The organism is Priestia sp. ABM2_011 (genome assembly GCF_056158845.1).
Genome location: NZ_JBSWUB010000001.1, coordinates 1,098,408 through 1,125,062, shown reverse-complemented (window position 1 = coordinate 1,125,062; position 26,655 = coordinate 1,098,408). Strand labels below are relative to the sequence as shown.

General features: G+C 39.1%; 29 protein-coding genes. 7 read left to right on the top strand and 22 right to left on the bottom strand.

The genetic code is table 11. The annotated features are described in order from the left end of the window. Positions 1 to 84 precede the first annotated feature (84 nt). From ACXAE4_RS05970 to ACXAE4_RS05935, 8 genes are all read right to left on the bottom strand, one after another. A complete protein-coding gene (locus tag ACXAE4_RS05970) occupies positions 85 to 1,251 on the bottom strand; it encodes a D-alanyl-D-alanine carboxypeptidase family protein (RefSeq protein WP_099331269.1) in 1,167 nt (388 codons plus the stop codon). A gap of 116 nt (positions 1,252 to 1,367) precedes the next feature. Then, the gene (locus ACXAE4_RS05965; RefSeq protein ID WP_028411548.1) at positions 1,368 to 2,198 is read right to left on the bottom strand and encodes a purine-nucleoside phosphorylase; all 831 of its coding nucleotides are present in this window, start codon (positions 2,196 to 2,198) and stop codon (positions 1,368 to 1,370) included. A gap of 16 nt (positions 2,199 to 2,214) precedes the next feature. Beyond that, positions 2,215 to 3,396 (bottom strand): phosphopentomutase, encoded by a 1,182-nt coding sequence (deoB, locus tag ACXAE4_RS05960; protein ID WP_289578421.1) that lies wholly within the window; start codon positions 3,394 to 3,396, stop codon positions 2,215 to 2,217. A 197-nt stretch (positions 3,397 to 3,593) separates the two neighbouring features. After that, positions 3,594 to 4,487 (bottom strand): site-specific tyrosine recombinase XerD, encoded by an 894-nt coding sequence (xerD, locus tag ACXAE4_RS05955; protein WP_028411550.1) that lies wholly within the window; start codon positions 4,485 to 4,487, stop codon positions 3,594 to 3,596. 6 nt (positions 4,488 to 4,493) lie between these two features. Beyond that, a complete protein-coding gene (locus tag ACXAE4_RS05950) occupies positions 4,494 to 4,721 on the bottom strand; it encodes a YqzK family protein (RefSeq protein ID WP_013059081.1) in 228 nt (75 codons plus the stop codon). A 195-nt stretch (positions 4,722 to 4,916) separates the two neighbouring features. Then, complete coding sequence (gene fur / locus ACXAE4_RS05945) at positions 4,917 to 5,369, bottom strand: ferric iron uptake transcriptional regulator (protein WP_013059082.1); 453 nt, start codon at positions 5,367 to 5,369, stop codon at positions 4,917 to 4,919. 112 nt (positions 5,370 to 5,481) lie between these two features. Then, positions 5,482 to 6,126, bottom strand: coding sequence for a stage II sporulation protein M (gene spoIIM, locus ACXAE4_RS05940; protein WP_025750451.1), 645 nt, complete (start codon positions 6,124 to 6,126; stop codon positions 5,482 to 5,484). A gap of 534 nt (positions 6,127 to 6,660) precedes the next feature. Then, positions 6,661 to 7,212 (bottom strand): NUDIX hydrolase, encoded by a 552-nt coding sequence (locus ACXAE4_RS05935; protein WP_028411551.1) that lies wholly within the window; start codon positions 7,210 to 7,212, stop codon positions 6,661 to 6,663. 71 nt (positions 7,213 to 7,283) lie between these two features. On the opposite strand from ACXAE4_RS05935, the gene mciZ reads away from it, so the two are divergent. Both mciZ and ACXAE4_RS05925 read left to right on the top strand, forming a co-directional pair. Continuing rightward, the gene (gene mciZ / locus ACXAE4_RS05930) at positions 7,284 to 7,451 is read left to right on the top strand and encodes a Z-ring formation inhibitor MciZ (RefSeq protein WP_033579730.1); all 168 of its coding nucleotides are present in this window, start codon (positions 7,284 to 7,286) and stop codon (positions 7,449 to 7,451) included. Positions 7,452 to 7,544: 93 nt separating this feature from the next. Continuing rightward, positions 7,545 to 8,462, top strand: a complete 918-nt coding sequence (locus tag ACXAE4_RS05925; RefSeq protein ID WP_028411552.1) for an aldo/keto reductase — start codon at positions 7,545 to 7,547, stop codon at positions 8,460 to 8,462. A gap of 27 nt (positions 8,463 to 8,489) precedes the next feature. On the opposite strand, the gene ACXAE4_RS05920 is transcribed toward ACXAE4_RS05925, so the two are convergent. From ACXAE4_RS05920 to ACXAE4_RS05905, 4 genes are all read right to left on the bottom strand, one after another. After that, positions 8,490 to 8,738 (bottom strand): YqkE family protein, encoded by a 249-nt coding sequence (locus ACXAE4_RS05920; protein ID WP_028411553.1) that lies wholly within the window; start codon positions 8,736 to 8,738, stop codon positions 8,490 to 8,492. A gap of 64 nt (positions 8,739 to 8,802) precedes the next feature. Beyond that, entirely contained in the window at positions 8,803 to 9,471 is a 669-nt protein-coding gene (locus ACXAE4_RS05915) for a CoA transferase subunit B (RefSeq protein WP_028411554.1), read from the bottom strand. Positions 9,472 to 9,491: 20 nt separating this feature from the next. Further along, on the bottom strand, positions 9,492 to 10,181 hold the full coding sequence (locus tag ACXAE4_RS05910; RefSeq protein WP_028411555.1) for a CoA transferase subunit A: 690 nt from the start codon (positions 10,179 to 10,181) through the stop codon (positions 9,492 to 9,494). A 238-nt stretch (positions 10,182 to 10,419) separates the two neighbouring features. Next, complete coding sequence (locus ACXAE4_RS05905; RefSeq protein ID WP_028411556.1) at positions 10,420 to 11,607, bottom strand: acetyl-CoA C-acetyltransferase; 1,188 nt, start codon at positions 11,605 to 11,607, stop codon at positions 10,420 to 10,422. A gap of 177 nt (positions 11,608 to 11,784) precedes the next feature. Between ACXAE4_RS05905 and ACXAE4_RS05900 the strand changes: the two genes are divergently transcribed. Then, positions 11,785 to 12,681, top strand: a complete 897-nt coding sequence (locus ACXAE4_RS05900; protein WP_028411557.1) for a hydroxymethylglutaryl-CoA lyase — start codon at positions 11,785 to 11,787, stop codon at positions 12,679 to 12,681. A 68-nt stretch (positions 12,682 to 12,749) separates the two neighbouring features. After that, positions 12,750 to 13,661 (top strand): alpha/beta hydrolase, encoded by a 912-nt coding sequence (locus tag ACXAE4_RS05895; protein ID WP_028411558.1) that lies wholly within the window; start codon positions 12,750 to 12,752, stop codon positions 13,659 to 13,661. Here ACXAE4_RS05895 and ACXAE4_RS05890 read toward each other — a convergent pair. Next, on the bottom strand, positions 13,658 to 13,996 hold the full coding sequence (locus ACXAE4_RS05890; protein WP_028411559.1) for an iron-sulfur cluster biosynthesis family protein: 339 nt from the start codon (positions 13,994 to 13,996) through the stop codon (positions 13,658 to 13,660). The genes ACXAE4_RS05895 and ACXAE4_RS05890 overlap by 4 nt on opposite strands. A 130-nt stretch (positions 13,997 to 14,126) precedes the next feature. Between ACXAE4_RS05890 and ACXAE4_RS05885 the strand changes: the two genes are divergently transcribed. Next, positions 14,127 to 14,342: a CDGSH iron-sulfur domain-containing protein gene (locus tag ACXAE4_RS05885; RefSeq protein ID WP_028410691.1), complete on the top strand. Its 216-nt coding sequence runs from the start codon at positions 14,127 to 14,129 to the stop codon at positions 14,340 to 14,342. Positions 14,343 to 14,415: 73 nt separating this feature from the next. Here ACXAE4_RS05885 and ACXAE4_RS05880 read toward each other — a convergent pair whose 3' ends face one another. Together ACXAE4_RS05880 and ACXAE4_RS05875 are read right to left on the bottom strand one after the other, a co-directional pair. Next, positions 14,416 to 15,210 (bottom strand): SDR family NAD(P)-dependent oxidoreductase, encoded by a 795-nt coding sequence (locus ACXAE4_RS05880; RefSeq protein ID WP_099331270.1) that lies wholly within the window; start codon positions 15,208 to 15,210, stop codon positions 14,416 to 14,418. Between the two features lie 23 nt (positions 15,211 to 15,233). Then, positions 15,234 to 16,190 carry an MBL fold metallo-hydrolase gene (locus ACXAE4_RS05875; protein ID WP_028411561.1) on the bottom strand — a complete coding sequence of 319 codons (957 nt, stop codon included), beginning with the start codon at positions 16,188 to 16,190 and terminating at the stop codon, positions 15,234 to 15,236. Between the two features lie 268 nt (positions 16,191 to 16,458). Between ACXAE4_RS05875 and proI the strand changes: the two genes are divergently transcribed. Continuing rightward, positions 16,459 to 17,307: a pyrroline-5-carboxylate reductase ProI gene (proI, locus tag ACXAE4_RS05870; RefSeq protein WP_028411562.1), complete on the top strand. Its 849-nt coding sequence runs from the start codon at positions 16,459 to 16,461 to the stop codon at positions 17,305 to 17,307. A 137-nt stretch (positions 17,308 to 17,444) separates the two neighbouring features. Further along, positions 17,445 to 18,461: an NADPH dehydrogenase NamA gene (namA, locus tag ACXAE4_RS05865; protein ID WP_028411563.1), complete on the top strand. Its 1,017-nt coding sequence runs from the start codon at positions 17,445 to 17,447 to the stop codon at positions 18,459 to 18,461. Between the two features lie 28 nt (positions 18,462 to 18,489). Here the strand turns inward: namA and rnz are convergent, their stop codons facing one another. From rnz to hydA, 7 genes are all read right to left on the bottom strand, one after another. Further along, complete coding sequence (gene rnz / locus ACXAE4_RS05860) at positions 18,490 to 19,419, bottom strand: ribonuclease Z (protein ID WP_289578428.1); 930 nt, start codon at positions 19,417 to 19,419, stop codon at positions 18,490 to 18,492. Between the two features lie 68 nt (positions 19,420 to 19,487). Next, a complete protein-coding gene (locus ACXAE4_RS05855) occupies positions 19,488 to 20,846 on the bottom strand; it encodes an aspartate aminotransferase family protein (protein ID WP_028411565.1) in 1,359 nt (452 codons plus the stop codon). A gap of 93 nt (positions 20,847 to 20,939) precedes the next feature. Next, the gene (locus ACXAE4_RS05850; protein ID WP_048019784.1) at positions 20,940 to 22,409 is read right to left on the bottom strand and encodes a CoA-acylating methylmalonate-semialdehyde dehydrogenase; all 1,470 of its coding nucleotides are present in this window, start codon (positions 22,407 to 22,409) and stop codon (positions 20,940 to 20,942) included. 207 nt (positions 22,410 to 22,616) lie between these two features. Then, complete coding sequence (locus ACXAE4_RS05845) at positions 22,617 to 24,248, bottom strand: PucR family transcriptional regulator (RefSeq protein WP_289578429.1); 1,632 nt, start codon at positions 24,246 to 24,248, stop codon at positions 22,617 to 22,619. A gap of 139 nt (positions 24,249 to 24,387) precedes the next feature. Beyond that, on the bottom strand, positions 24,388 to 24,579 hold the full coding sequence (locus tag ACXAE4_RS05840; RefSeq protein ID WP_013059103.1) for a hypothetical protein: 192 nt from the start codon (positions 24,577 to 24,579) through the stop codon (positions 24,388 to 24,390). A 395-nt stretch (positions 24,580 to 24,974) separates the two neighbouring features. Beyond that, a complete protein-coding gene (locus ACXAE4_RS05835) occupies positions 24,975 to 25,187 on the bottom strand; it encodes a hypothetical protein (protein WP_028411568.1) in 213 nt (70 codons plus the stop codon). Between the two features lie 33 nt (positions 25,188 to 25,220). After that, positions 25,221 to 26,639: a dihydropyrimidinase gene (gene hydA, locus ACXAE4_RS05830; protein ID WP_165635154.1), complete on the bottom strand. Its 1,419-nt coding sequence runs from the start codon at positions 26,637 to 26,639 to the stop codon at positions 25,221 to 25,223. Between the last annotated feature and the right edge of the window lie 16 nt (positions 26,640 to 26,655).

Here is a 26,655-nt window from a genome sequence, read left to right as displayed (position 1 = left end):
AATCTTATAGTCAATCTTTCGCTGCCAACAGAATAGAATCCTTCTCACCGACAAAACTAGTTCTATTTCGTCACATTTAGCTGTTTAAGATGTTTGAGAGAAAATAGAGAACGTACGTTTAAATAGCTTCCACCAAGAAGCAGCATCGATATCTTCTTTTGCAAGAAGCGGTGAAGAACTCATTACTTTGTTATCCTTCTTAATGGTCAACGTTCCAATTTTGTCGCCTTTTTGAATAGGCGCATTTAACTTCTCGTTCATTTTCACTTCTGTTTTAACATCTTTGGCTGCATTTCCTTTTTTCAATAAAACAGAAATAGGCTCTGACGTAACGGCTGTTACCTGATCTTCACTACCCTTGTTTACATCTATCTTGGCAATAACGTCTCCTTTTTTGTATAAAGGCTTCGTTGTATATTGACTGAATGCGTAGTCTAACATTTTGGTTACTTGATTATTGCGATCTTTTGGCGTGCTTGCACCGAATACAACCGCTAACACACGCATATTTCCCTTTTTAGCGGTAGCTGTCAGGCAATACTTAGCTTGACCTGTAAATCCCGTTTTGAGTCCATCAACCCCGGGATAAAACTTCACTAAGCGATTCGTATTTACTAACCAAAACTTCTTATCTGTATCCGTGCGTAAATAAGCTTCGTATTTACTTGTATAGTTAATAATTTTTTCATACTTTAGTAGCTCTCTGCCCATCATGGCCATATCATGAGCTGTACTATAGTGATTTTCTACAGGCAGGCCTGTCGGATTTTGAAATTTTGTATGAGTCAAACCAAGCTCTTTCGCTTTTTGGTTCATCTTTGCTACAAATTTTTCTTCTGATCCAGCTAAATATTCAGCCATTGCCATAGAAGCATCGTTACCAGAACCTATCGCAATCCCTTTTAGCAAATCATTTACCGTCATTTCTTCTCCGGGCTCTAAAAAGATTTGTGAGCCTCCCATTGAAGCGGCATATTCACTTGCTCGCACTTTATCTTTTAAGGTAATTTTCCCTTTATCCAAAGCCTCCATAATTAAAATCATTGTCATAATTTTAGTCATACTGGCAGGGGGAAGTTTTTGATTACTATTTTTTTCGTATAGAATTTTTCCTGTATCCCGTTCAATTAAAATAGCTGACCTAGCACTGTCAGCAAGCTCAGAACTCTTTTTTTCTGCGGCTAAAACAGGTTGCGTCATAAGTGGAAATAAAAATATGACAACGAGTAACTTTACAATAGTTCGCTTCATCTCCACAAACCTCCATTCTTTATACAACCTATTTTTTCCAAGGTATAATCGATTTATACTAAACGAAATAAAAAAAGCATCGAGAAATTCTCGATGCTTGAAGTCATATTTTCTTCTTATTTTTGATCAGCTGGAAGTTGCTTTACTACTTCTTTTACAAGCGATAAAAACTGCTGTTTTACTTTTTCAGTCGTTTCAATCACTTCTTCATGATTTAACGGCTGATCTAAAATACCAGCTGCCATATTAGAAATACAAGAAATACCTAGCACTTTCATACCTGCATGGCGTGCTACAATAACTTCTGGTACTGTAGACATACCGACCGCGTCTCCCCCGATAATGCGAAGCATTCGTACTTCAGCAGGCGTTTCATATGTTGGACCTGTATTTCCTACATATACACCTTCTTGTAAGGCGATATTTAAATCAGCTCCTACTTTCTTCGCTAATTGACGAAGGTCCTTGCAGTAAGCAGTTGACATATCCGGGAATCTTACGCCAAAATCAGAGTCATTAGGTCCAATCAAAGGGTTCGTTCCAAAGTTATTAATATGATCAGAAATAATCATTAAGTCTCCTGGATTAAAGGATTCGTTTACTCCGCCTGCTGCATTCGTTACAATCAACGTTTCTACACCGATTTCTTTCATTACGCGCACTGGAAATGTTACTTTATCAAGGGCGTACCCTTCATAAAAGTGAAAACGTCCTTGCATAGCTACAACCGGTACGTCATGAATAGTACCTATTACTAATTGACCTGCGTGACCTTCAACTGTTGAAACCGGGAACTCAGGAATGTCGTTGTACGGAATTTTTACCGCGCCTTCAATTTCGTCAGCTAATACCCCTAGTCCAGAACCTAAAATAAGCCCAATGGTTGGTGTAACAGCTGATTGATTTTTAATATATGCTGCTGCTTTTTCAATATATTCTTTTTTCATACTCCATTCCCCCTGCTTAATTCAGCTCTTGTAAAAAACTTTTTCCATGCTTAGGCATTGCTACGCCAAAATTTTCTGCTACCGTTGCGCCAATATCCGCAAACGTTTGACGAATAGAAAGTTCTTTTCCTTCTTTCATGCCTTTATTGTACACAAGAAGCGGCACGTATTCACGCGTATGGTCTGTCCCATGATGAACAGGGTCATTTCCATGATCCGCTGTAATAATCAATAAATCATCTTCTTTTAATAAATCAAATACTTCTTCCAAGCGTGCATCATATTCTTCAAGCGCTTGCCCATATCCTTGTGGATCGCGGCGATGGCCATAGAGAGCATCAAAATCAACTAAATTTAAGAAGCTTAAGCCTGTGAAGTCCATGTTTAATGTATCAACTAGCTTATCCATGCCGTCCATATTCGACTTGGTACGAAGAGATTTTGTGACCCCTTCTCCGTCGTAAATATCAGAAATTTTACCGATAGCAATAACATCGATGTCATTGTCTTTTAATTCATTCATTACTGTACGTCCAAAAGGCTTTAATGCATAGTCATGACGATTGGATGTACGAGTGAAGTTACCTGGTTCACCTAAAAACGGGCGAGCGATAACACGTCCAATCATATATGGATCATCAAGCGTTAATTCACGAGCAATCTCACAAATTTTGTACAATTCATCAATTGGAACAATTTCTTCATGAGCAGCAATTTGCAAAACAGAATCTGCTGATGTATAGACGATTAAGTCACCTGTTTCCATATGCTGTTTTCCTAGCTCATCTAAAATTTCTGTACCAGATGCTGGTTTGTTTCCAATAATTTTACGGCCTGTTTTTTCTTCTAATTGTGAAATCAGCTCTTCTGGAAATCCGTCTGGAAACACATTAAAAGGCGTATCAATATTAAGACCCATAATTTCCCAATGACCTGTCATTGTATCTTTTCCGGCAGAAGCTTCCTGCATTTTTGTATAGTAAGCCAACGGCTTTTCGGCTTTATCAATTCCTTTAATTTCACGGATATTGCTTAGACCAAGCTTAGCCATATTAGGCATATGAAGACCGTTGCAGTGTTCTGCAATATGACCAAACGTATCGGCACCTTTATCATTGTATTTTTCAGCATCCGGTGATTCACCGATACCTACTGAATCCATGACAACTAAAAATACGCGTTTATATGTATGCTCCATTTTATTCCCTCCAAATATCAATTTATTTATTCTCTATAAAATTCCCGTTTGGAAATAATTTAACCATCTTCTCTTATTGGTCAGAAGTCTGACCTCTCTATTAGTATAGACGCTTTTTATTTTTTTGTACACAGGAATGAAAGTGTTTTCAATCAAAAAAACCAATGTCTATGAACTTACTGGACATTGGGATCTTCCTACGCTCGCGGGTGAAACTGATTGTATACATCTTTTAAACGTGCTTTTGTGACATGTGTATAAATTTGAGTGGTCGAAATATCCGCATGCCCGAGCATTTCTTGAACAGCTCTCAAATCCGCGCCGTTCTCTAACAAATGAGTAGCAAACGAATGGCGTAACGTATGTGGAGTTAATTCTTTTTCAATTTTTGCTTCAGAAGCTAACTTTTTTAATATTTTCCAAAACCCCTGCCTTGTCAAGCGCCTTCCATGATGATTAACAAAAAGTGCTTTGTCCTGTTCCTTTTGCTTTGTTAAAATACTCCGGCCATGCTGTAAGTACTCTTCAATCGCCTCTGTTGCCAACCTTCCGATGGGGACAATTCTTTCTTTATTCCCTTTTCCGATACACCGAATAAATCCCATCGTCAAATGTGCATCATCAATATTTAAGTTAACGAGTTCAGATACACGAATTCCAGTAGCATAAAGCAATTCAAGCATCGCTTTGTCTCGTATGCCAAAAGGCGTCGAAGTATCAAACACATTTAACAGCGCCTCTACTTCCTCTGCATTTAGCACTTTTGGCAGCTTGCGCTCAAGCTGCGGAGTATCAATATGAACGGATGGATCTGTATCCGCTGCTTTTTCCCTTAGTAAGAATTGATGAAAAGATCTAGTTGAAGCCACATGTCTCGCAATCGTTTTAGATGATTTTTGCTGATCACTTAAATATTTCAGAAAATTAACGATGTGGAGTCTTGTTACTTCATTAAATGATTTCAGCTGCTCTACATGCTCTAAATATTGAGCATACTTTTTTAAATCTCGTTCATACGAATCAATCGTATTTTTCGCCAGTCCCCGCTCTACTACTAAATAATGAATAAAATCTTGAATTTGATCATTCAATAGCCTCTACTCCCCGTTTTGATAAAACATAAATAAACGCTCCAGCCACGTCTGATCTTTGTTCACACTTGCTTGCATGACCTTAACTGCTGAACCCGACGGCTCATCATAACGTTTATAATTTTGATACTCTTGAGATACCCATATCATTCCAAAATAAAACAAAAGAGTAAACCCGGTAAATAAGATAAATACTTTACATGTATTATATACCATTTCAGCCCATGATTTCATGAAACAATTCCTCCAATTTTTGATTCTATTAGAAGATATGCCAATTGGGACAGGTTTTATACATGTTTCTTGCCTTTATACGCTGAGTTCTCTCCTTGTCATTTCCTTCCTTTCTATAAAACCATATAGCTTGTAACCTCGTTATTTTTTCTATTTATGTACAACAAAAAACCTTCTCCATTATGGAAAAGGCTTTTACTGCTTGTCTTCTTTATCCTGACAGCGATGGCAAATGCCATGAAATGTCAAGCGGTGATCTTTAATTTTAAAATTCCATTGCTTTTCCACAATTTCTTCAACGTCTTCAAGCAAATCTTCTTGAATTTCGTCCACAGATCCACATTCCATACACACAAGGTGATGATGAAAGTGTGCGGCTCCTTCTTGTCTTAAATCGTAGCGAGAAACGCCATCGCCAAAGTTTATTTTATCAACAATTTTAAGTTCAGTTAACAATTCTAACGTACGATAAACAGTTGCCAATCCAATTTCCGGAGACTTTTCCTTGACGAGGAGATATACATCTTCGGCACTTAAATGATCCTCTTCATGTTCAAGAAGTACTCTTACAGTCGCCTCACGTTGAGGTGTCAATTTATAGCTAGCTGAGTGCAACTGCTGCTTAATTCGCTCAATTCGACTTTCCATAATTATTCCCTCCCTCGCCATTCACTAATCCATTATATCAGATGTGTCGAGGGTGTCAAAATAAAGTTATTCTTAATAAGAAAAAAGAATTCTTTTTATTTAATACTTATTCTTACTTATTTAATAGAGCCATTACACTTTTCATTAAAGTAGGTGATACGTAAGCTTCAACTGTAGCTGCACAGGCAACCAAACATATCATTGCAATCATCGTGCCGCTATAGCGTAAAAAGGATGCAGAAATAGGCTCCGCTGCTTTTTTAAAAAACTGCTGCCGCACGAGCTTCAAAGAAAAGGCAACTGAAGCTGCAGACAGAATCAGAAATGCCGGTATGAGAAAGATATTTTGCGGCATAACAGATACAAAAGATAGCGCAAACCCAGAGAGTCCCATTTGATTGACTAAAAAGCCTACGGTAAAACCAATCACCATTCCTTTTAAAAACAGCAGAATTAACACTACAGGCAAACCAATAATAGCAATTCCTAGTATCCAAATGAGCCCTAAGTATTTAACATTGTGAAAAAAACTTTGCTGAAACATTTCAACGCTGCTTGCTACTTCCCCACTCTTTACCTGTCCGAAAAACCGGTTTAAATAGAAGTACAGGTCTTCTTTTTGATCAAGCGTCAAACTATTTACAACAATAGCCCCAAAAATGATTCCCATTAAAAACAGCACGGTTACAAATAAATAAATAGAACTGTTTTCTTGAAAATGTCTTGCATACGATAATGGCAATTGTTTTTTTCTCATCGTCTTCCTCCTATTAATCGCTTAATAGAGTGTATGATAGAGTACAAAAACTATGCCAAGAATCTTTTAAATCTATCACATAAAAAAGAGATTAAGACATAATGAAATTAATCTAATCTAAATAAGAACAAATGAGATAGTATGGATAGCTTGTGACACCGCTGTTGATTTTCATGCAAGGCTTCGCTTTCCGCGGGCGGCCGGTGAGCCTCCTCGTCGCGTACGCTCCTGCGGGGTCTCACCTATTCCGTTTTTCCCGCAGGAGTCTTCGCCTTGCCCTCCAATCAACCGCTAGAACCAACTACATAAATGAAAGCTACGTTCACCATCAACTTAAAAAAAATCCGAACGAATTTGATTCTAAATCAAGAATCTCTATTTATCGTTCGGATTTTTCTTCAACTAAAATATGGTTGTCACACATTTTTTAAGCTAGAGATACGCGCATGCCTGTTTTTTCTCACATCAAATGACGTTTCAATGTAAACCTCTAAATTGCTAGATTGCCGTACGTATGTAAAAGAAAAAACTCTCTTACTCTCCTAATCCGCTTTTTAACTGTAAGTACTGCACAGCATATGCTGTTTTTGCATCGTAAATTTCTTTGTTTTGAATAAGAGTAAGGGCCTCATCTACAGTAACTTCCATCACTTCAACAAATTCATCTTCGTCCAATTCCGCTTTGGTGGTCATCACTTTTAAATCTTCTGCTAAATAAACGTGAACCAACTCATCTGCAAAACCTGGCGATGTGTAAAAAGAAATAATATGGCTAAGGGAATCTGTTGTATAGCCCGTTTCTTCTTCTAACTCACGTTTTGCCGTTACAATCGGCTCTTCTCCTTTTTCTAGCTTTCCGGCTGGAATTTCCACTAAAATACGATCCATCGGTCTGCGATACTGTTTGACCATAACCATTTTATGATCGCTTGTTAACGCAATGACAGCGACAGCTCCAGGATGCTTAACTACTTCTCTTGTACTCGTTTTTCCGTTCGGAAGCTCTACTTCTTCTAAGTACAAATCAATCACTCTGCCTCCAAACAGCTTTTCAGAAGACCGCATTTTTTCTGTTAAATGATCCATTTTCTCCACCTCGTTCTATTTTTTTGACTCTTACATATATTCTATCATACGAATCTTGGGAGGTAGAAAAAATGAAAGTTTATGTTCACGAGAAGCAAATCATTTTAGTCGGTAAAGCATGGGAAATTAAGCAAAAGTTAAAAGAATACGGCGAACAATTTCAGTATGTTGATGAGTGGACGAACGCTATCTCTCAAAATTTTAATTCTTACAAACAACAAGCAGACTGCAGACACTAATTGTGCTGCAGTTTTTTAATCTTCTTATTTGAGTTTCTCTCTATCATAGCGCTACAATAGATAGAAACAAGTAAAAAATAAGGAGTGGCATATATGGAAAAAAGACGCTTAGGTACTTCAGATTTGCTGGTCAGTACATTAGGTTTAGGATGCATGTCTCTTGGCACGGAACAGAAACACGCTGTCAATATGATTGATGAAGCTCTGGAATATGGCATTAATTATTTTGATACAGCAGATTTATATGACTTTGGCTTAAACGAGGAGTTTGTGGGACAAGCTTTAAAAAACCGCAGACATGATATTGTTTTAGCCACAAAAGTAGGAAATCGCTGGAATGATGCAAAAGACAGCTGGACGTGGGATCCGTCTAAAGCTTACATAAAAGATGAAGTAAAAGAAAGCCTGCGCCGGCTTCAAACGGATTACATCGATTTATATCAACTGCACGGAGGGACTGTTGAAGACAATATTGAAGAAACGATTGAAGCATTTGAAGAATTAAAACAAGAAGGCGTCATTCGCTACTATGGTATTTCATCTATCCGGCCGAATGTGATTCGAGAGTATGTGCAAAACTCTTCTATTGTCAGTGTCATGATGCAATATAGCTTGTTAGACAGACGTCCTGAAGAAAGTGCACTTCCCCTTTTGCACGATAACGGCATTAGCGTTGTAGCCAGAGGTCCAGTAGCCAAAGGGCTGCTAACCGAAAAAGGAGAGCAAAAGCTTGCTGCATTCGAAGGTAAGGGATACTTAGACTATAGCGGTACGGAATTATCAAAAACGATTGAAGCATTTCGTCACGTACGACCAAATCACTCTCTGAATTCAACTGCACTTCAATACTGTTTAGCTAATCCTACGGTAGCCTCAGTTGTAGCGGGAGCAAGCTCTTCTTCACAGCTTCGTGAAAACGTAAAGGCTGTCGAGACCTCCCCCCTACAGCCTACTGAAGTTAACAAACTGCACTCGATCTTTAAAGCAAACCAATATGAAGCTCATCGTTAAAAAATAAAAGCGCCTTTATCGGCGCTTTTATTTTTTAAATTCGGACCAGTTCATATCACTTTCATTTAACAGCTCTTCAAACGATTTATGTTTTTCTTTTTCTTTTCGAATTCGAGCAGCTTCTTTACGTTCTGTTTCTTTCTGCTCTTCTTCTTTTAAAGAAAGCGCCTGTTTTTTAGCCTGAAGCTGTTTTAATAAGCTATCATTTAGCTGATCTTTGATACTGAGCTGATCATTTTGTTTTTGTGCTGATTGTTTTTGCTTTTTTTTAGCCATCACAATTCCCCCGCTACTTTAATTGAGAGATATTGTATCATATTCTTGCTTTTGTTACCAAAAATCAAAATGCATCTAGTTTTACATGTTCATCAATGATTAAAGTTGGCTCTGTAGACTGTTGAATATCTTCTACCGTATAGCCTTTCGCTACTTCGACAAGTTTTAGGCCTTCTGCCGTAATGTCAATGACCGCTCGATCTGTAATAATACGATCTACTACCCCTTTTCCTGTCAGAGGGAGGGTGCACTCATTTAAGATTTTAGGTTGGTCTTTTCTCGTCACATGTTCCATAATAACAATGATGCGCTGCGCTCCATGAACTAAATCCATTGCACCGCCCATTCCTTTAATCATTTTTCCAGGAATCATCCAGTTAGCTAAGTCACCAGTTTTTGAGACTTCCATGCCTCCTAAAATCGCAATATTAATATGCCCTCCGCGAATCATGCCAAACGATTCAGCACTGTCGAAGTAAGAAGCCCCTTTTGTCGCCGTTACGGTTTCTTTGCCTGCATTAATTAAATCAGGATCTACTTCTCCTTCTTTCGGATATGGTCCAATGCCTAACAGACCGTTTTCGGACTGAAGCACAACCGTTTTATTATCTGAGATATGATTAGCCACAAGCGTTGGAATACCAATTCCAAGGTTTACATAAAATCCGTCCAAAATTTCTTTTTCAGCACGTTTTGCAATTCGCTCTCTCACGTTCACGCCGTTTTCAATCATGAAAAATCTCTCCCCTTTTGTTATTTTTGAACGGTTAAACGCTCAATACGTTTTTCTTGTTCACCAATAATTAACGATTGAACATATACACTAGGTGTGTGGATAATATTTGGATCAAGTGAACCTGTTGGATGAAGTTCCTCTACTTCTGCTATCGTCACTTTTCCTGCTGCTGCAATCATTGGGCTGAAATTGCGCGCTGTCTTGTTATACACTAAATTCCCCATATGATCGGCTTTCCAAGCTCTAACCAAACTAAAATCAGCTTTTAACGCCTCTTCTAGTAAATATTCTTTCCCATCAAACACACGAACTTCTTTTCCTTCAGCAATGGGTGTTCCCACTCCCGCTGGTGTATAAAATGCAGGTATGCCCGCTCCGCCGGCGCGAATCTTTTCAGCTAGCGTGCCTTGAGGTAGCAATTCTACTTCAATTTCTCCTGACAATACTTGTCTTTCAAACTCTTTATTTTCTCCCACGTAAGAGCCAATCATCTTTTTAATTTGTTTGTTTTTCAGAAGCAGTCCAAGTCCCCAGTCGTCTACGCCGCAGTTATTTGAAATTACGGTTAAATCTTTTACCCCTGTTTCAACTAACGCTAAAATCAAATTCTCCGGAATTCCACATAAACCAAAACCACCGACCATCATCGTAGCACCGTCGTGAATATCTTTCACCGCTTCTTTAAACGACGTATGTACTTGTTTCATACATAACCACCCCTTCGTTATTTTTGAAAACGCTTTCTAATCTATTATAAAAGATTTTTATTTCTTTTTAAATATATATATAACTAAAAATTATAATTTAATCATTTTTTTGTCAAAAAAGTTATATTAGTAGACAAAATTCAAAGAAAAACAAAAACGCCACGAGTTCCAAAGCAGTATGTTTGGAATCTGTGGCGTTGTGATATAGCTTTAATGTTTGTTAAAGCTATATCAAAAATTAAGGACGTTCAACGATTGTTGCAACACCTTGGCCTCCGCCAATACATAACGTTGCTAAACCAAGTTTTGCGTCGCGTTTTTGCATTTCATGAATAAGTGAAACCAGGACACGTGTACCACTTGCACCAATAGGATGTCCAAGCGCAATTGCTCCACCGTTTACATTTAAAATATCATGGTTAAATTGAAGTTCACGATCCACAGCGATTGACTGTGCAGCGAATGCTTCGTTTGCTTCTACTAGTTGAACGTCTTCTAATGAAACAGCAGCTCTTTCAAGCGCCTTTTTCACTGCGCTTACAGGACCGATTCCCATAATGCTTGGGTCTACTCCAGCAGTTGCATTAGCTTTAATAGACACTAATGGTGTTAGGCCTAACTCGTCTGCTTTTTTACGGCTCATTACCACTACTGCAGCTGCACCGTCATTGATACCAGATGCATTACCAGCTGTTACTGAACCGTCTTTTTTGAAAGCTGGACGTAGCTTTCCTAGACTTTCAGCCGTTGTGCCTGCGCGTGGGAACTCATCTTGTTCAAAAATTGTTACTTGGCCTTTTCTTCCAGGCACTTCTACTGGCACAATTTCATCTGCGAAACGGCCAGATTGAATAGCTGCTTCTGCTTTTTGCTGACTTGAAGCTGCAAATGCATCTTGTTCGTCGCGAGTAATTTCATATTTATCACACAGGTTTTCAGCTGTAACGCCCATATGGTAGTCGTTAAATGCACACCATAATCCATCTTGGATCATGCTGTCGACTACTTTTTGATCGCCCATTTTAAACCCGTTGCGTGCATTTTTTAATAGGTATGGTGCTTGGCTCATGTTTTCCATTCCACCAGCAACAATCACATCAGCATCCCCAGCAAGAATCGCCTGTGTAGCGAGATGTACTGCTTTTAGTCCTGATCCGCATACTTTATTGATGGTTAATGCTGAAACAGTTTCAGGTAACCCTGCTGCTAAAGTTGCTTGTCGTGCTGGATTTTGTCCTAAACCTGCTTGTAAGACATTTCCCATAATAACTTCATCTACTTCGTTTGCTGATACCCCTGCTTTGTTTAAAGCTTCTTTAATTACAGTACCACCTAAAGTTGTTGCGGATACATTTTGTAAGCTTCCCCCAAAGCTGCCGATTGCTGTACGTACAGCGCTTACAATGACTACTTCTGTTTGACCCATGTCGAAAACCTCTCCTTACTGTTTGATTACTGTGATTAACTGTCACTTGTATTAATTTCGACATCGCTTGCGAAATTCCTCTTTTTTTGTAAAAATTTATAATTTTTATTGAATTTTAATTTTTTAGAATTAAAATAAATATTAGTAAGCGTTTACATTGTGGGAGGAGAGCGGTTTATGGGATTTCCTGAAAAAGTAACAATTATAGAAGTTGGTCCACGAGATGGACTTCAAAATGAAAAAAATTTTGTTCCAACTGATAAAAAAATTAATTTTATCAAAAAATTAAAAGAAGCTGGACTATCTGAAATCGAAATTACATCCTTTGTTTCTCCAAAATGGGTTCCTCAAATGAAAGATGCTTCTACTATTGCACCTATATTCCAGCCTGATACATGCCGAAACATTGTACTGGTGCCGAATCAAAAAGGCTTGGAAAAGGCACTGCAAGCTGATTGCCGCTCGGTTGCGCTTTTTATTGGCGTAAGCGATACTTTTAATCAAAAAAATATTAACAAAAACACCGAAGAAGCTGTCCAAACGCTGCTTCCTCTCATTCAGCAGCTTAAGCAGCAAGAATGTTTTATTCGCACCTGCATTTCCACCGCCTTTTATTGCCCATATGAAGGAAAAATAAATGAACGTGACGTGCTGAGCCTTTGCGAAAGCTTTGTGGAAGCTGGAGTAGATGAGCTAAGCGTTGCCGATACAATTGGCATGGCAAATCCTAAAGATGTATTTTCACTTTTCTCGAAATTAAAACAAAGTTTTTCCCACACGCTACTTGCTGCGCACTTTCACGATACGAGAGGATTGGCTATTGCCAATATCTATGCAGCTCTGCAAGCCGGTATTAACAGGTTCGATTCATCCGCTGGCGGGCTAGGAGGATGTCCATTTGCTAAGGGAGCAACGGGAAACGTAGCTACCGAAGATCTTGTCTTTATGCTTCATGAAATGGGTATTTCCACTTCTATTAATGAAGAAAAGCTGCTCGAAGCGGTCGATTTTATCGCTCCTTACATTTCAAGACCGATTGAAAGCAAGCAATACTCTTTATTTGCACAGCGTTAAAAATTAGGTTTTTATGAGAGCGATGCTATAATAACTAATAGCTATATTAACAAAAGGAGCCGCTAATCATGAAAAAATGGCTATTATTAGTAGGAAGCGTTCTCGGAGCATTTGCCGCTCTTGGCATCTTTTTTACAAATCAAATGATGTACATCCGTAAAAAGACCGACAAAGTTATTATTGACCGCGATACGGAAGATGGCTTTTATGATGAGAAAGTCTATAGCACTCTTCCTAAAGAAGCATTTGTACTTCCTTCTTCTCTAGGCTATAACATAGCTGGAACCGTTATTAAACAACACGATAACAACCGATTTATGATTCTTTCGCATGGAGTCACAGTTCATTCACTGAATTCTATGAAATATGCTCGGCTTTTTCTGAAGCTTGGATGGAACGTCGTTCTTTATGATCATCGCCGTCACGGCAAGTCTGAAGGGAAAACAACGAGCTACGGCTATTATGAAAAGCTGGACCTTCAATCTGTTGTTCACTGGGTAAAAGAACAATTCGGTTCAACTATTTCCCTTGGGATTCACGGGGAGTCTATGGGAGCTGCGACCACTCTTTTGTATGCTGGAATGGAAGACGGAGCTGATTTTTATATTGTCGACTGCCCTTTTTCAGACTTGGAAGAACTTCTTGCCTATCGCTTAAAACAAGATTTCCATCTGCCCAAACAGCTTGTGATGCCAGCAGCCAATATTATTTTAAAATGGCGAGAAGGCTATTCATTTAAAGACGTATCCCCCATTTCAGTCGTAGATCAAATAAAACATCCTGTTCTGTTTATCCATAGTAAAGAAGATGACTATATTCTTCCTAAAATGACGGAGCAGCTGCATGCCAAAAAAATGGGTGCAAAACGGATGTATTTGGCACCTGTAGGCACTCATGCCCGCTCGTATGCTGATAATCCAGGGGAATATGAACAAGTTATTGAATCATTTTTAGAAAAAATACAAAAAGAAGCGCATTAAAGCGCTTCTTTTGTTTTATCGATGAATGACATGCGCGGATTTAAAATTTGAGAAGGACATTTTAGCATAAACGCATATGCACTTTCATTGTAGTCAACCGTCATATTATCATCTAGAAATACTTGCTTTGTTTTTTCGACAAGAACGGGAACAAAATTCGTCTCGATGGTCACATCATCGCTCTCTTTTTCATCAACAATCCATAGCGTCGTTACACCGCTCACCACACAGCCGCATCCATCCGTATCGTATTTCAATTTTAAATATAGTGAAGAATCTTTTCCGTACTTTTCTTGTATTTTTGTTATTGCTTTATCTGTAAAGGTAATATTCATTTTCCTTTAACTCCTTTTAAACTAATTGTATAAACAAACGAAAATTGCTTATATAATGAGTATAATACACATCTTGCTTTCATTAAACTCTGGCGCTTCATATAGGTGTGTACAAAAAGGAGGTTTTTCTATGTCAAAAGTACAAATTAAAGTAATGGATAACGGTTCTTTCCGTGTCACTGGAGACGTTGAATTAATTGATGCAGACGGCAATAAATTTGAAACAAAGCCGACATTTTCACTATGCCGATGTGGCCAGTCGCAAAAGATGCCCTTTTGCGACGGAAATCATAAAGGAAAATTCGACTCTTGTGTGCGCGCTGCAAAAGTTTTAGACGAGCAGTAGATTCATAGAAATACAGCTTTACTGAACGAAAGCATTAACGAAAAACATTGATAACCTGTGATTAAAGCACAGGTTATTTTCTATTAAACGCATCCCCTGCCAATTTTTCTACGAGCCCCGGGGCAAGCTGATACACCTTCGAACCCATGTTCATCCACTTAGGCAAGTTGACTTCTCGTTTTGATTTCCCAATAATATTGACCGTTTTTTCAGCTACGTATTGAGGTTTTAACATAAACTTTTCTACACTTTTTTCATAGTTTCCTGACTGATCCGCTATTGAAAAAAAGTTGGTTTGAATAGGACCTGGATTCACTGCGGTTACATAGATATCCGTTTTTGCTAATTCCATTCGCAGGCTGTTGGTAAACCCTAGCACGGCATGTTTAGAAGCTGAATAGCCACTGGATTTAGGCGTTGCCAGTTTGCCTGCTTGAGAAGCAATGTTAATAATATGTCCTTTGTTTTCTTTTAGCATATAAGCTAAAATTTCTTGTGTACATGCAATTAATCCAATAACATTGACTTGAAACATTGATGCAATTGTCGAAATGGATGCTTCTTTCACTTCTTCAAATACACCAAAGCCTGCATTATTAATCAGCACATCAACACGCTTAATTTCACTTATCATTTTCTGAACAACACTTTTGACTTCCTCTACGTTCGCTACGTCAGCTTTATATATGTAAGAGGTAATCCCATACTTTTGATTAATTTGCTCAGCTACTCGCTGCAGCTTTTCTTCTGTACGTGCAAGTAAAACGGGGACGCCCCCTCTTTTGGCCACTTCATAAGCTAAATGTTCTCCAAGACCTCCTGAAGCGCCTGTAATCACGACATGTTGGTTCTTTAACGAGGATTTCAAATATAACACACCTTTTTTGTAAGTTAAGAGCACACAGAATAAATAAGCGTACTTTCCTTTTCATGTGTACTGATTTTATTTGCATCTTCTAAAAAATCGAGCTGACCAATTGTTTCAGAAAGAGTTAGCCCTAGTTCTTTTTCATAAATAGTAGGAAATAGCTGTTTGCAAATATCAAACGCTGTTTGAGGGCGTTCTTTTATCATGCTAAGCACTTTATCCGCTCGGTCGCTTTGCTTTTGTAACCTCTCTTGTACAAGTTCACGGACATGTAATACTTCATCTCCATGACCTGTATAGATACAGCTTATCTCTAAGTCAAGCAGACGTCTTAACGAATGATTATATTGAAGAAGCGTTTTAGGCCGCTCGCCGCTTGGTTTCATAGGAGGTTCAATAAGCGGATTAGATGAAATATGCTTTAACAGCAAATCTCCTCCAATCATAACCGCTGTTTTTTCATTGTATAATGCAATATGGCTTTGAGCATGACCGGGCACTTCAAGCACTTTCCAACTCTCTAGGCCCGGAATGTAATCTCCTTCCTGCACAGAAGTCGTAAGAGAACGGTGACATGAATACTTCATTGATGCTTTTAAACGTTTTAAATAGGGGCGAAATCTTTCATCTACGCCCGCTTTCATAAAGTGATCTTCAAAAAACGCATCGTACCACTCAAAAAAATCCGGATTCTGAGAGATCCAAGGCTGATTTTTCGCATGACCGACTATGGCGATATCTTTATCAAAAAAATCAAGCATTCCTACGTGATCAGGATGGTGATGAGTTAGGACAACTTGTTTAATATCATCTGGTTTTAATCCTATTTCATTAAGCTTTTCTTTAAATACAGACCACGCTGCCTCCGTTTTAATACCAGCATCGATTAGCGTAACGGTCTGACCTTTTATAACAAAAACATTCACATCTCCTACCGCAAAAGGAGTAGGCAGCACAATTTTATACAATTGCTCATTCATCTGTATTTTTGCTCCTTTACCATCGCATTTTCTTTTAAGTTTACACGATTTCCCCCCTTATTTATACAATTGCTTTCGTTTTCTGAAAATTACATTGACATCCCTCTCTTTTTCATTGCATAATGACAGAAATATAGTGAAGTTTTATTCATATCTTTAGATAACTATGCATTTTATAAAGAAGAGATACACAAACACAAACCTTTAACAGATACTGAAATTTCAGTATCTGTTTTCATTGGATAGCAAATGACTGGAGGAAATTTTAATGAAAACGGATTTAAACATCGCCTTTATTGGAGCTGGATCAATGGCTGAAGCCATGATCTCAGGGCTGCTGTCAGATAAAAAGCTTCGCCCCAATCAAATCACCGTAACAAATCATAGCAGCGATAAAAGACTTCACGAACTTCGAAACGCCTATGGAATTAACATTACGCGTAATCATGCCTTGTTCATAGAAAAAAGCGATATCGTCGTGCTTGCTATTAAACCAAAAGACGTAGCCGAAAGCATCAATACGATTAAGTCCTATATTCGTCCCCATCACCTCGTTCTCTCTGTTTTAGCGGGTGTATCGACTGCCACAATTGTAAACTTGTTTGACCAAGAAGTAGCGGTTGTAAGAGCTATGCCAAATACATCTGCTTCTATTGGATTATCGGCTACAGCCATTGCACCCGGGAAGTTTGCTACAGCGGAGCATATGAACGTTACTACTGCTTTATTTGAAACGATTGGTACGGTTACAACTGTAGAGGAAGAGCAGCTTCACGCTGTAACAGGACTATCTGGAAGCGGCCCAGCGTATGTCTATTATTTAGTAGAAGCAATGGAAAAAGCAGCTGAAAAACAAGGCTTGGATACGTCAGTGTCAAATGAACTAATTCTTCAAACGCTTATCGGTGCTGCAGAAATGCTGAAACAGTCACCTAAAACACCGGCCGTACTTCGAAAAGAAGTTATGAGTCCTGGCGGTACAACAGAAGCAGGAATCGAACAGCTTATTTCTCATAACTTCCAAGAAGCGATGATGCAGTGTATTGAACAAGCTACCATTCGCTCTAAATATTTAGGAGATACGATTGACGAAAAAATCTCGAGTAAACGTTCGTAAAGGTTCACCTCTTTCTAAAAAAAGAAAGAGGTTTTTTTATGATTAAAAATGGATAAGCAGATTATGTGAAAGATATTTCAATGCGGTGATATAATAACTTTTGTTTAGAGTATCGAAATAATTGGAGGTTAAACCGAATGACAACAAAACTATTTTCACCTTATACAGTGAAAGACGTAACATTAAAAAACCGAATTGTAATGTCACCAATGTGCATGTATTCATGCGAAAAAGAAGACGGAGTAGTAACCGACTTTCATATGGTTCACTACACAACTCGCGCGGTTGGACAAGTAGGTCTCATTATGGTTGAAGCCTCAGCTGTCGTCCCACAAGGTCGTATTTCAGCTCAAGACTTAGGGATTTGGAATGATGAGCAAAGAGATGGATTAACAAAACTTGTGACACAGCTAAAAGAAAACGGTGCAAAAACGGCCATTCAACTTGCACACGCAGGACGTAAAGCAACTGTTGAAGGCGATATTTATGCTCCTTCTGCGATTGCTTTTGATGATAAAAGTAAAAAACCTGTGGAAATGACCACAGAACAAATTCATGAAACGATTTCTGCCTTTAAAGAAAGCGCTCGACGCTCAAAGGAAGCTGGATTTGATATTATCGAGCTTCACGCGGCACACGGTTATTTAGTACATCAATTCCTATCACCGCTAAGCAATAAACGCAGCGACGAATATGGCGGCAGCGCAGAAAACCGCTATCGTTTCTTAAAGGAAATTATTGACGCTGTGAAAACAGAGTGGGACGGTCCTTTATTTGTCCGTGTTTCTGCTTCTGACTATACAGAAGGCGGATTAACAGTCGATGATCACGTTGTATTTGCAAAATGGATGAAAGAACAAGGCGTCGACTTAATTGACGTTAGTTCCGGTGCTCTTGTACATGCTCCAATTAACGTATACCCTGGCTATCAAGTTCCGTTTGCAGATAAAATTAAGCAGCAGGCAAATATTGATACAGGCGCAGTTGGATTAATTACAACTGGACGACAAGCTGAAGAGGTTTTACAAAGCGAACGCGCTGATTTAATTTTTGTTGCGCGCGAACTTCTGCGCGATCCGTACTTCCCGCGCACGGCGGCAAAAGAATTAAATGAAACACTTTCAGCACCCGTTCAGTACGAACGCGGATGGTAAAAAAAGCCGAGGATATCCTCGGCTTTTTTTATGAAATCGTAAACCTTTTTAAGTCTTCTGCTATATCGGTATTCGGAAAAATTTCTTTTGCTCCTTCTGCTAACTGGCTGACTGCGTCTCCTTGGTAACGCGAACTGATATGAGATAAAATAAGACGCTCGGCCGATGCTGTTTTAGCAATTTCAGCGGCTTCTTTTGCAGTAGAATGAAAATAGTTGTAAGCAAGCTCCTCGTCTCCCGCTGCAAACGTAGCTTCATGGATTAACACATTCGCATGCATAGCAAGCTGAACACTTTGCGCGCACCTTCTTGTATCTCCTAAAACCGTGATGACCTTCCCTTTTTTAGGTTCTCCTACAAACTCTTGTCCATTGATTAGACGCCCATCTTTTAATACTACTTCTTTCCCTTCTTTTAACTGCTGATAATGAGGCCCTGGGGGAATATTCATTTCTCTTAAACGCTGAACGTCCAGTGACCCTGGCAAATCTTTTTCGACAACGCGATATCCATAAGATAAAATGCCATGTTCAAGTTTGCCAAACTTCACTGAAAAAGTTTCATCTTCAAAAATCGTTCCACTTTCACTTTCCTCTTCTATTTCAACAACCTCTAGAGGATATTGCAGATGAGTTTGACTTACAGCCAGCGTGACTTCAATAAATTCTTTAATTCCTTTTGGCCCGTATACAGTAAGCAGCGATTCTCCGCCTTGAAACGAACGGCTTCCAAGGAGTCCAGGTAAGCCATAAATATGATCACCGTGAAGGTGCGTAATAAAAATTTTCTCAATTCGTCTCGGTTTAACGGTTGTATGTAAAATTTGATGCTGCGTTGCTTCTCCGCAATCAAAAAGCCACACCGCCCCTCTTTCTTGCAAAAGTTCGAGCGCAAGAGATGAAACATTCCGCTGTTTTGCTGGTACTCCTGCACCCGTTCCTAAAAATAACAATTCCATTTTCTACTTCCTCCTTCACACGCACAAAAAGCCTGTAAGTATATTATACAGGCTTTTTGCAAACTTACCTATTTGATGCTGTCAAGCGCATACGTAATAGTAGCTAATAACAGCTCAATATCACTTTCCTCAATGTTGAGCGGCGGCGAGAGCGTGAGAACATTATTATAGCCGGCTACCGTTGCTCCATTTTTCCCAATAATGACTCCTTTGCTTTTACATTTAGCAATCACTTCATTTACAAGATTAACGTCTAGCGGTTCCTTCGTTTGCTTATCAGCTACAAGTTCAATTCCGATTAAAAGCCCTTTACCTCTTACATCTCCAACGTATGGGTGGCTATCAATAAGCGGCGTTAGCTCACTTAATACGTAAGCCCCGAGCTGTTTAGAACGATCAAACAGATTTTCTCTTTCCATAATTTCTAAATTCTTTAATGCCAGTGCACACGCAGCCGGGCTTCCTCCAAATGTATTAACGTGACGAAAATACTCGTACTGATCGCTATCTTTGAACGCTTCATAGATTTCTTTTTTAACAGCAGTTGCCGAGAGCGGAAGATATGCGCTTGTAATTCCTTTTGCCATGGTAATGATATCTGGTTTTACATCGTAGTTCATAAAACCAAAGGCTTCTCCTGTACGTCCAAAGCCGCAAATAACTTCATCTACAATTAGAAGTGCACCGTGTTTTTCACACGTTTCTTTTACGCCTTTCATATAATTTTGAGGCGGTAAAAGAATTCCTCCACCTGTAATAATTGGCTCCATAATAACAGCGGCAATCGTTTCGCTTAGCTCCCACGTCATGACATTGTCAATATCTTTTACAGATTGAAGCTCTTCTTTTGGCGCATGGTAGTCATCTTGCCCTCGGTATGAATCAGGCGGCGCAACGTGAATAAAGCCAGGAGCAAGCGGTTCATATTTATATTTACGCTGAGCTTGGCCCGTTGCTGCTAGTGCGCCCATTGAATTTCCGTGATACCCTCGGTAACGCGAAATAAATTTGTAGCGAGAATGCTCTCCTTTTTGCTGATGGTATTGACGCACAATTTTAAAAGCCGTTTCATTTGCTTCAGATCCGCTATTTGAAAAGAAGATAACATAGTCATCACCTAGCATTTCATTTAGCTTCTCTGCTAGTTTGATAGCAGGTACGTGAGATTGAGTGAGCGGAAAATAAGCCAGTTCTTTTAGCTGCTCGTAAGCTGCGAGCGCTAACTCATCCCGTCCATACCCGGTATTTACACACCAAAGCCCTGCCATTGCATCTAAATAGCGATTTCCTTGTTCATCTGTAATCCAAGCACCTTTTGCTTTTGTAGCTACCATCGTTGCATCCGGACTGTATGGTTTCATTCCATGCCATACATACTGCTCATCTTTTGCACGCAGATCTTTTTCATTTTGACTGACCTGTACCATCTTATCCACTCCCAAATCGCTAGCGCGGTATTTTTTTCTGTATGAAAAGACTTCGACAAAATGCCGAAGCCACTTGCTATATTCATCTATATGTTAAAAGTCAAAGCGTGATGTAACCATCTTTTTACGTGTAAAGAAGTTCAAACCGTCTTTGCCGTTTACATGCAAATCTCCGTAAAAAGAGTCTTTCCAGCCGGAGAATGGGAAGAAGGCCATCGTAGCAGGTACTCCTACGTTAATGCCGAGCATACCCGCATCTGCTTCTTCTCTAAATTGACGCACCGCTTTTGCATCTTTTGTATAAATCGTTGCTCCATTTCCAAAACGAGATTTTTCCATATAGCGAAGTGCTTCATCTAATGTGTCAGCGCGAAGCAAGCTTAGTACAGGTGCAAAAATCTCTTCTTTAGCAATGGTCATATCAGGAGTTACGCGGTCAAAAATGGTTGCTCCTAAGAAATTTCCTTCTGCATGTTCATCCATTTCTTTACGTCCGTCACGAATGAGTTCCGCCCCTTCTTTCATGCCAAGTTCAATATAATCCAGCACCTTATCACGGTGCTCTTTTCGAATCACGGGCGTTAGAAGCACTTCATCATCAAATCCGCTTCCCATAATTAATTCATCTGCTTTTTGCTTTAATTTCGCGACGAATTCATCTCCTTTTTCACCAACTACGACCACCGCGCTGCAAGCCATGCATCGCTGGCCGGCACTTCCATAAGCCGAGCTGATAATATGGGATACCGCTTTATCCATATCGCAGTCTGGCATCACAACATGATGATTTTTAGCTCCGGATAAAGCCTGAACTCGTTTCCCTTGAGCTGCAGCTTGTTCATAAACATACTTTGCCACCGGCTGCGATCCGACGAATGAAATCGCTTTAACTTTTTCGTGCTCTATTAATCCATTCACGACATCATGTGCCCCGTGTACAATATTTAATAATCCATCCGGTGCTCCTGCTTCTGTAAAAAGTTCAGCAAGTCGCGTTGCTAAAAGCGGCGTTCGCTCAGACGGTTTTAATACAAACGTATTTCCACATACAATGGCAAGCGGGAACATCCACAGCGGTACCATCATTGGAAAATTAAAAGGTGTGATGCCTCCGACAACACCAAGTGGGAAACGGAACATTTCAGAATCAATTTCTTCCGCTATGTTATTTAATGATTCTCCCATTAATAAAGTAGGAGCACCCGCAGCAAACTCCACGCATTCAATACCGCGCTGTACTTCACCGTAAGCTTCTTTAAAAGCCTTGCCGTTTTCTTGTACAACTAATTTCGCTAACTCTTCGTGATGCTTAACTAGTAAATGCTGAAACGCAAACATTAATCTTGCTCGTTTTGGAGCAGGAACGTTACGCCATGTTTCAAATGTTTTTTGCGCTGTTTCCACCGCATCGGCTACGTCTTCTTTTGTAGAAAGCGGTACTTTTGCAATTACTTCGCCCGTCGATGGATTAATTACCTCTCCAAATTTTTGCCCTGCCGTATCAACCCATTTTCCGCCCACGTAATTTTTTAAAACTTGCGTATCATTATTCACAACTGACATATCGCTTGGCCTCCTCAAAAAATAAGAAATGACAAATCTACCTTTATTATTGAATAAATAAATGGTGGTTGCATTAGACAAAATGTGAAACAACTCTAGATTCTCGTTTCACATTTTGCGCAGTGAACTCGGAGAAAGCATGAACTAAAATGAACATATAGTAAAATCATCCTCAACATAAAAAAACAGCTGTTTCCAGCTGCTTACTTATCCGTTTATAAATTCCGCACGCGACTTTTTCATCATAAACAAATATTCATATGCCATAATCATAAATTCAATCGCCAATCGTTTTTCCGGCTCCATAAAATCTTCACCCAGCAGCTTTTCTAGTTTTTCAATGCGGTGATACAGTGTTTGCCGCACAATGTATAAACGCTTAGCCGTCTCTTGTTTAGATCCGTTGCATGCTAAATAAATCTTTAATGTTTCCATGAGTTTTGCATTGTACGTTTCATCATATGTAATAACGGGCTGCAGATATTCAAACACCACTTCCTGTAAGTCTTCATGCTGATGTAAAAGCGAAATAATTCGGTACATATGCAAATCATCATAAAAATGAATAATGGTTTGTTTTTGCAGCATTTCTTGAATCGAAATCGTTTCTTTAGCCGTTTCATAGCTTTTATGCATACAGTCAAGCTGTTCACAGTATTGGCCAATTCCGATAAAGCTAATAGCGTTCCGCTTTGAGCTTTCATCCGATTCGTATTGATTCATCCAGCGGTGAAGGCTGCTTTCTAATCTCTCTCTCCACGTGCTAACCATTCGTTTGTTCAAAAGAATAAATAACACTTCGCGATTTCGCTCGGAGACTAATAAGTGAAAGCCTTCTTGTTCAAAGATGCTTCGTAAGATCAGCTTAAAATACGTTCGATCAAACTTTTCCCGTCTTTGCCACTTACAGCAAACAACGATACCCCCGCGAATAGGAGAATCTGAACACACTTCGTGCATAGAATCTTTTATTTGTTCAAGAGTTAGCTCTCCATTCATCCATTTCGTCATCCATTCAGTTTCATCTACTCTTTTTTTCTCTTCGACATACAAGTCCTTCAAAAAATGCTGAGCAAGTGCAGTTGCCGTCCGGTCAACGGTGAGCACTTCAAGTTCTGTTAACGCTTCATTTATAGAGGCGACATACAGCTGAGCATAATCTTGTCCTAATAAATGAATAGGCTGCTCAGTAAAATGCGGACTCTCATTTTCCCTGCTTATATAATGAAGTAGAAGCTGCTGTTTGAGTAAGTCCATCTCCGGAGCAAAGGTAAGTAATTCATTTGAAACTTTAAGGCCGACAAGAAGCCCCGTAGATTCATATAAACACTGTAAGATAACGGCCGGGTCATTAACTGTTAACAGCAGCTGATTTAGCCGATGAGAATACTGTTCTAAATCGGAAATCATTTGATAATGCTGATTAATTAAAAGTGAGTGAACATCTTGCGTAATTTCAACGAACGGAACTTCTTCGTGAAATAAAATAATCGGAAAATCACATTCGTTCGCTTTATCAATGACAATTTGCGGAATCTTAGAAGTATAAGTGCCAAGTTCAATACACAGTCCTGATGCCTTACAAGAAATTAATTGCTGAAGAAATGATAAACAAGATTGAGGATCTTCTCCCCAGCCTACCCCTGTTGATAAAATAAGCTCGTTTCCTTTTAGCAGCTCATTAATGCGCGTCACTTCCATCACGTGCACCCACTTCACAGAATTAGTAAGCCCTTTCTCTCCAGCTATTACTTCACAGTTTACAAAATGTTTCCTTGTTAAAATCTCTGTTACTGTTAAATATGATTTCAAGTCAACACCGCCCCTAGCGAATTTCACATCATGTCTCCTGGATCATTAACGCGTATTTCGCATATGTGTAGAACAAAAGCTATATCTTCTTACATTATATTAAATATTTAGAAGAAATAAAATATTTAATAAAAGAAACGAAAAAAGCTGTAACGATAATGGATCGTTACAGCTTCTGAGCCGTTTGCTGTAATTTATTAAAAAAACCGTGGCGCTTAACCGCTTGTTCTTTAATTCGGTGAATTTCTTTTTTATAAAAACGCAAATCTTGTAGTGACACTGCATTTAACATTTCCATTTTTAATTTATCAATAATTTTTGTTTCTTCTTGTGTCATACACTGCGTAGCTTGATCCATCCGTGTCACACCCTTTTTATATTTAATAGATTTATTGTGAAAACGTTCTACTATAATATTTACTACAATTTACTAGATAACTAAACCTTTTCTCTTTCGATGTAAACGAAATGTAACAACTGTAATACAGTCAATGGATAATATCTAGTTATTTGGTTTCACATCCAAAACGAAAAAAACACAAAAACGGATCACTTTTGTCAGCCAATATAGTAAAAAACTTATAGGTCTTAGTAAACAAAGAAAGGGATTGAGACATAACTAAATTACTTCCATCAACATCTAGGAGCACCTGCATACGTGAAACCTACGTTCACCCTACCAATAAAAAAATCCGAACGATTCATCGTTCGGATCTTCCTTCAGCTAAAATAATTTTGTCTCAGCCTTCGTTTTTATACTTGTTGAATCAGTAAGGATGAAAAATACTTTCTAGCATCCGCCGTCAATATATGAAGCGTTTCTTGTTCGGTTTGATTCTTTTCGATGCGTTCAAACGTCACAAACGCCCCGCTTAGATTCTCTGTTACAGCCGTTATTTTAAATCCTTTTTGCAGCAAAAAATCAATCTTTTCCCGCTCTGCCATATATTCATGGTAACTTGACATTCCCCTGCCTCCAATCTATTTTGGCATCTGTTTTTATAACGTTAATTTTTCAGCTTCGTTAGCCGTGTTTAACTCATTAAACTTTGCTCTTTTTGTATACTGTCCATAGCCTTTTTGACCGACAAACTGCTTATCTTTTACGACAAATTCTCCTCGGCAAAGCACTGAAACCGGCTCACCTGTAACTTTCATTCCCTCAAATGCGCTATAATCAACTGCCATATGATGCGTTTTAGCTGAAATCGCACGTTCAACAGAAGGGTCAAATATAAGCAGATCCGCGTCTGCACCAACTGCTATCGTTCCTTTTTTCGGATACAGTCCGAACAGCTTCGCAATTTTTGTTGATGTTATATCCACAAACTGATTGATATTAATTCGGTTTTTCACTACTCCTTCTGAAAATAAAAGGCTCATGCGATCCTCGATAATAGGTCCTCCGTTTGGAATCTTCGTAAAATCTCCTTTTCCTAGATCTTTTTGACCGTTAAAATCAAACGAGCACTGATCTGATCCAATCGTTTGCAAGTCGCCATTACGCAGGGCATTCCACAAAACATCTTGGTTCCATTTTTCACGTAAAGGCGGCGACCATACGTATTTTGCTCCTTCAAAATCCGGTTTCTCTAAATAGGTTTGGTCAAGCGTCAAATACTGCGGACACGTTTCGCCCCAGATATTTACGCCTTTTTCCCTTGCTTCAGCAATCTTTTTAACCGCTTCAGCGCAAGATACGTGAACAACATAGAGCTGTGAGTCAGCAAGCTCGGTTAGCACTGCGGCTCTTCCCGTAGCTTCTCCTTCTATTTCCGGAGGACGAGTGAGTGCATGATAGATAGGATCAGTTTGTCCTTGCTCCAGCGCTTTTGCCGTTAAATACTCAATAACATCTCCATTTTCAGCATGTACCATCACAAGCGCCCCTAGGTTTTTAGCTTGCACTAGCGTTTGGTAAAGGGTAGCATCGTCTGCTTGAAAAACATTTTTATAGGCCATGAACACTTTAAAAGAAGTAATTCCTTCTTTTTCAATAATCGTAGGAAGCTCATTTAATACATCTTCCGTGATTTCTCCAATCATTAGATGAAAGCTGTAATCGATAGCCGCTTTTCCTTTTGATTTTTCATGCCATGTGCCGATCGCTTTTTGGAGCGGTTCGCCTTTATTGGTTAAGCAAAAATCAATAACAGTTGTCGTACCTCCAAAAGCTGCTGCTCTTGTACCTGTTTCAAAGTCGTCTTTTGTAACGGTTCCTCCAAACGGCATATCTAAATGAGTATGGGGATCGATGCCTCCTGGGAATACATAGTTGCCTTTTGCATCAATCACTTCGCATCCCTGTTCTTCAAAAGCTGAGCCAATTGCCGAAATCACTCCATTTTCAATTAAAATATCGGCTTTATACGTATCTGTTGCTGTGACTATGACACCATTTTTAACGATTTTCTTCATTTCTTCATCCCCTTTG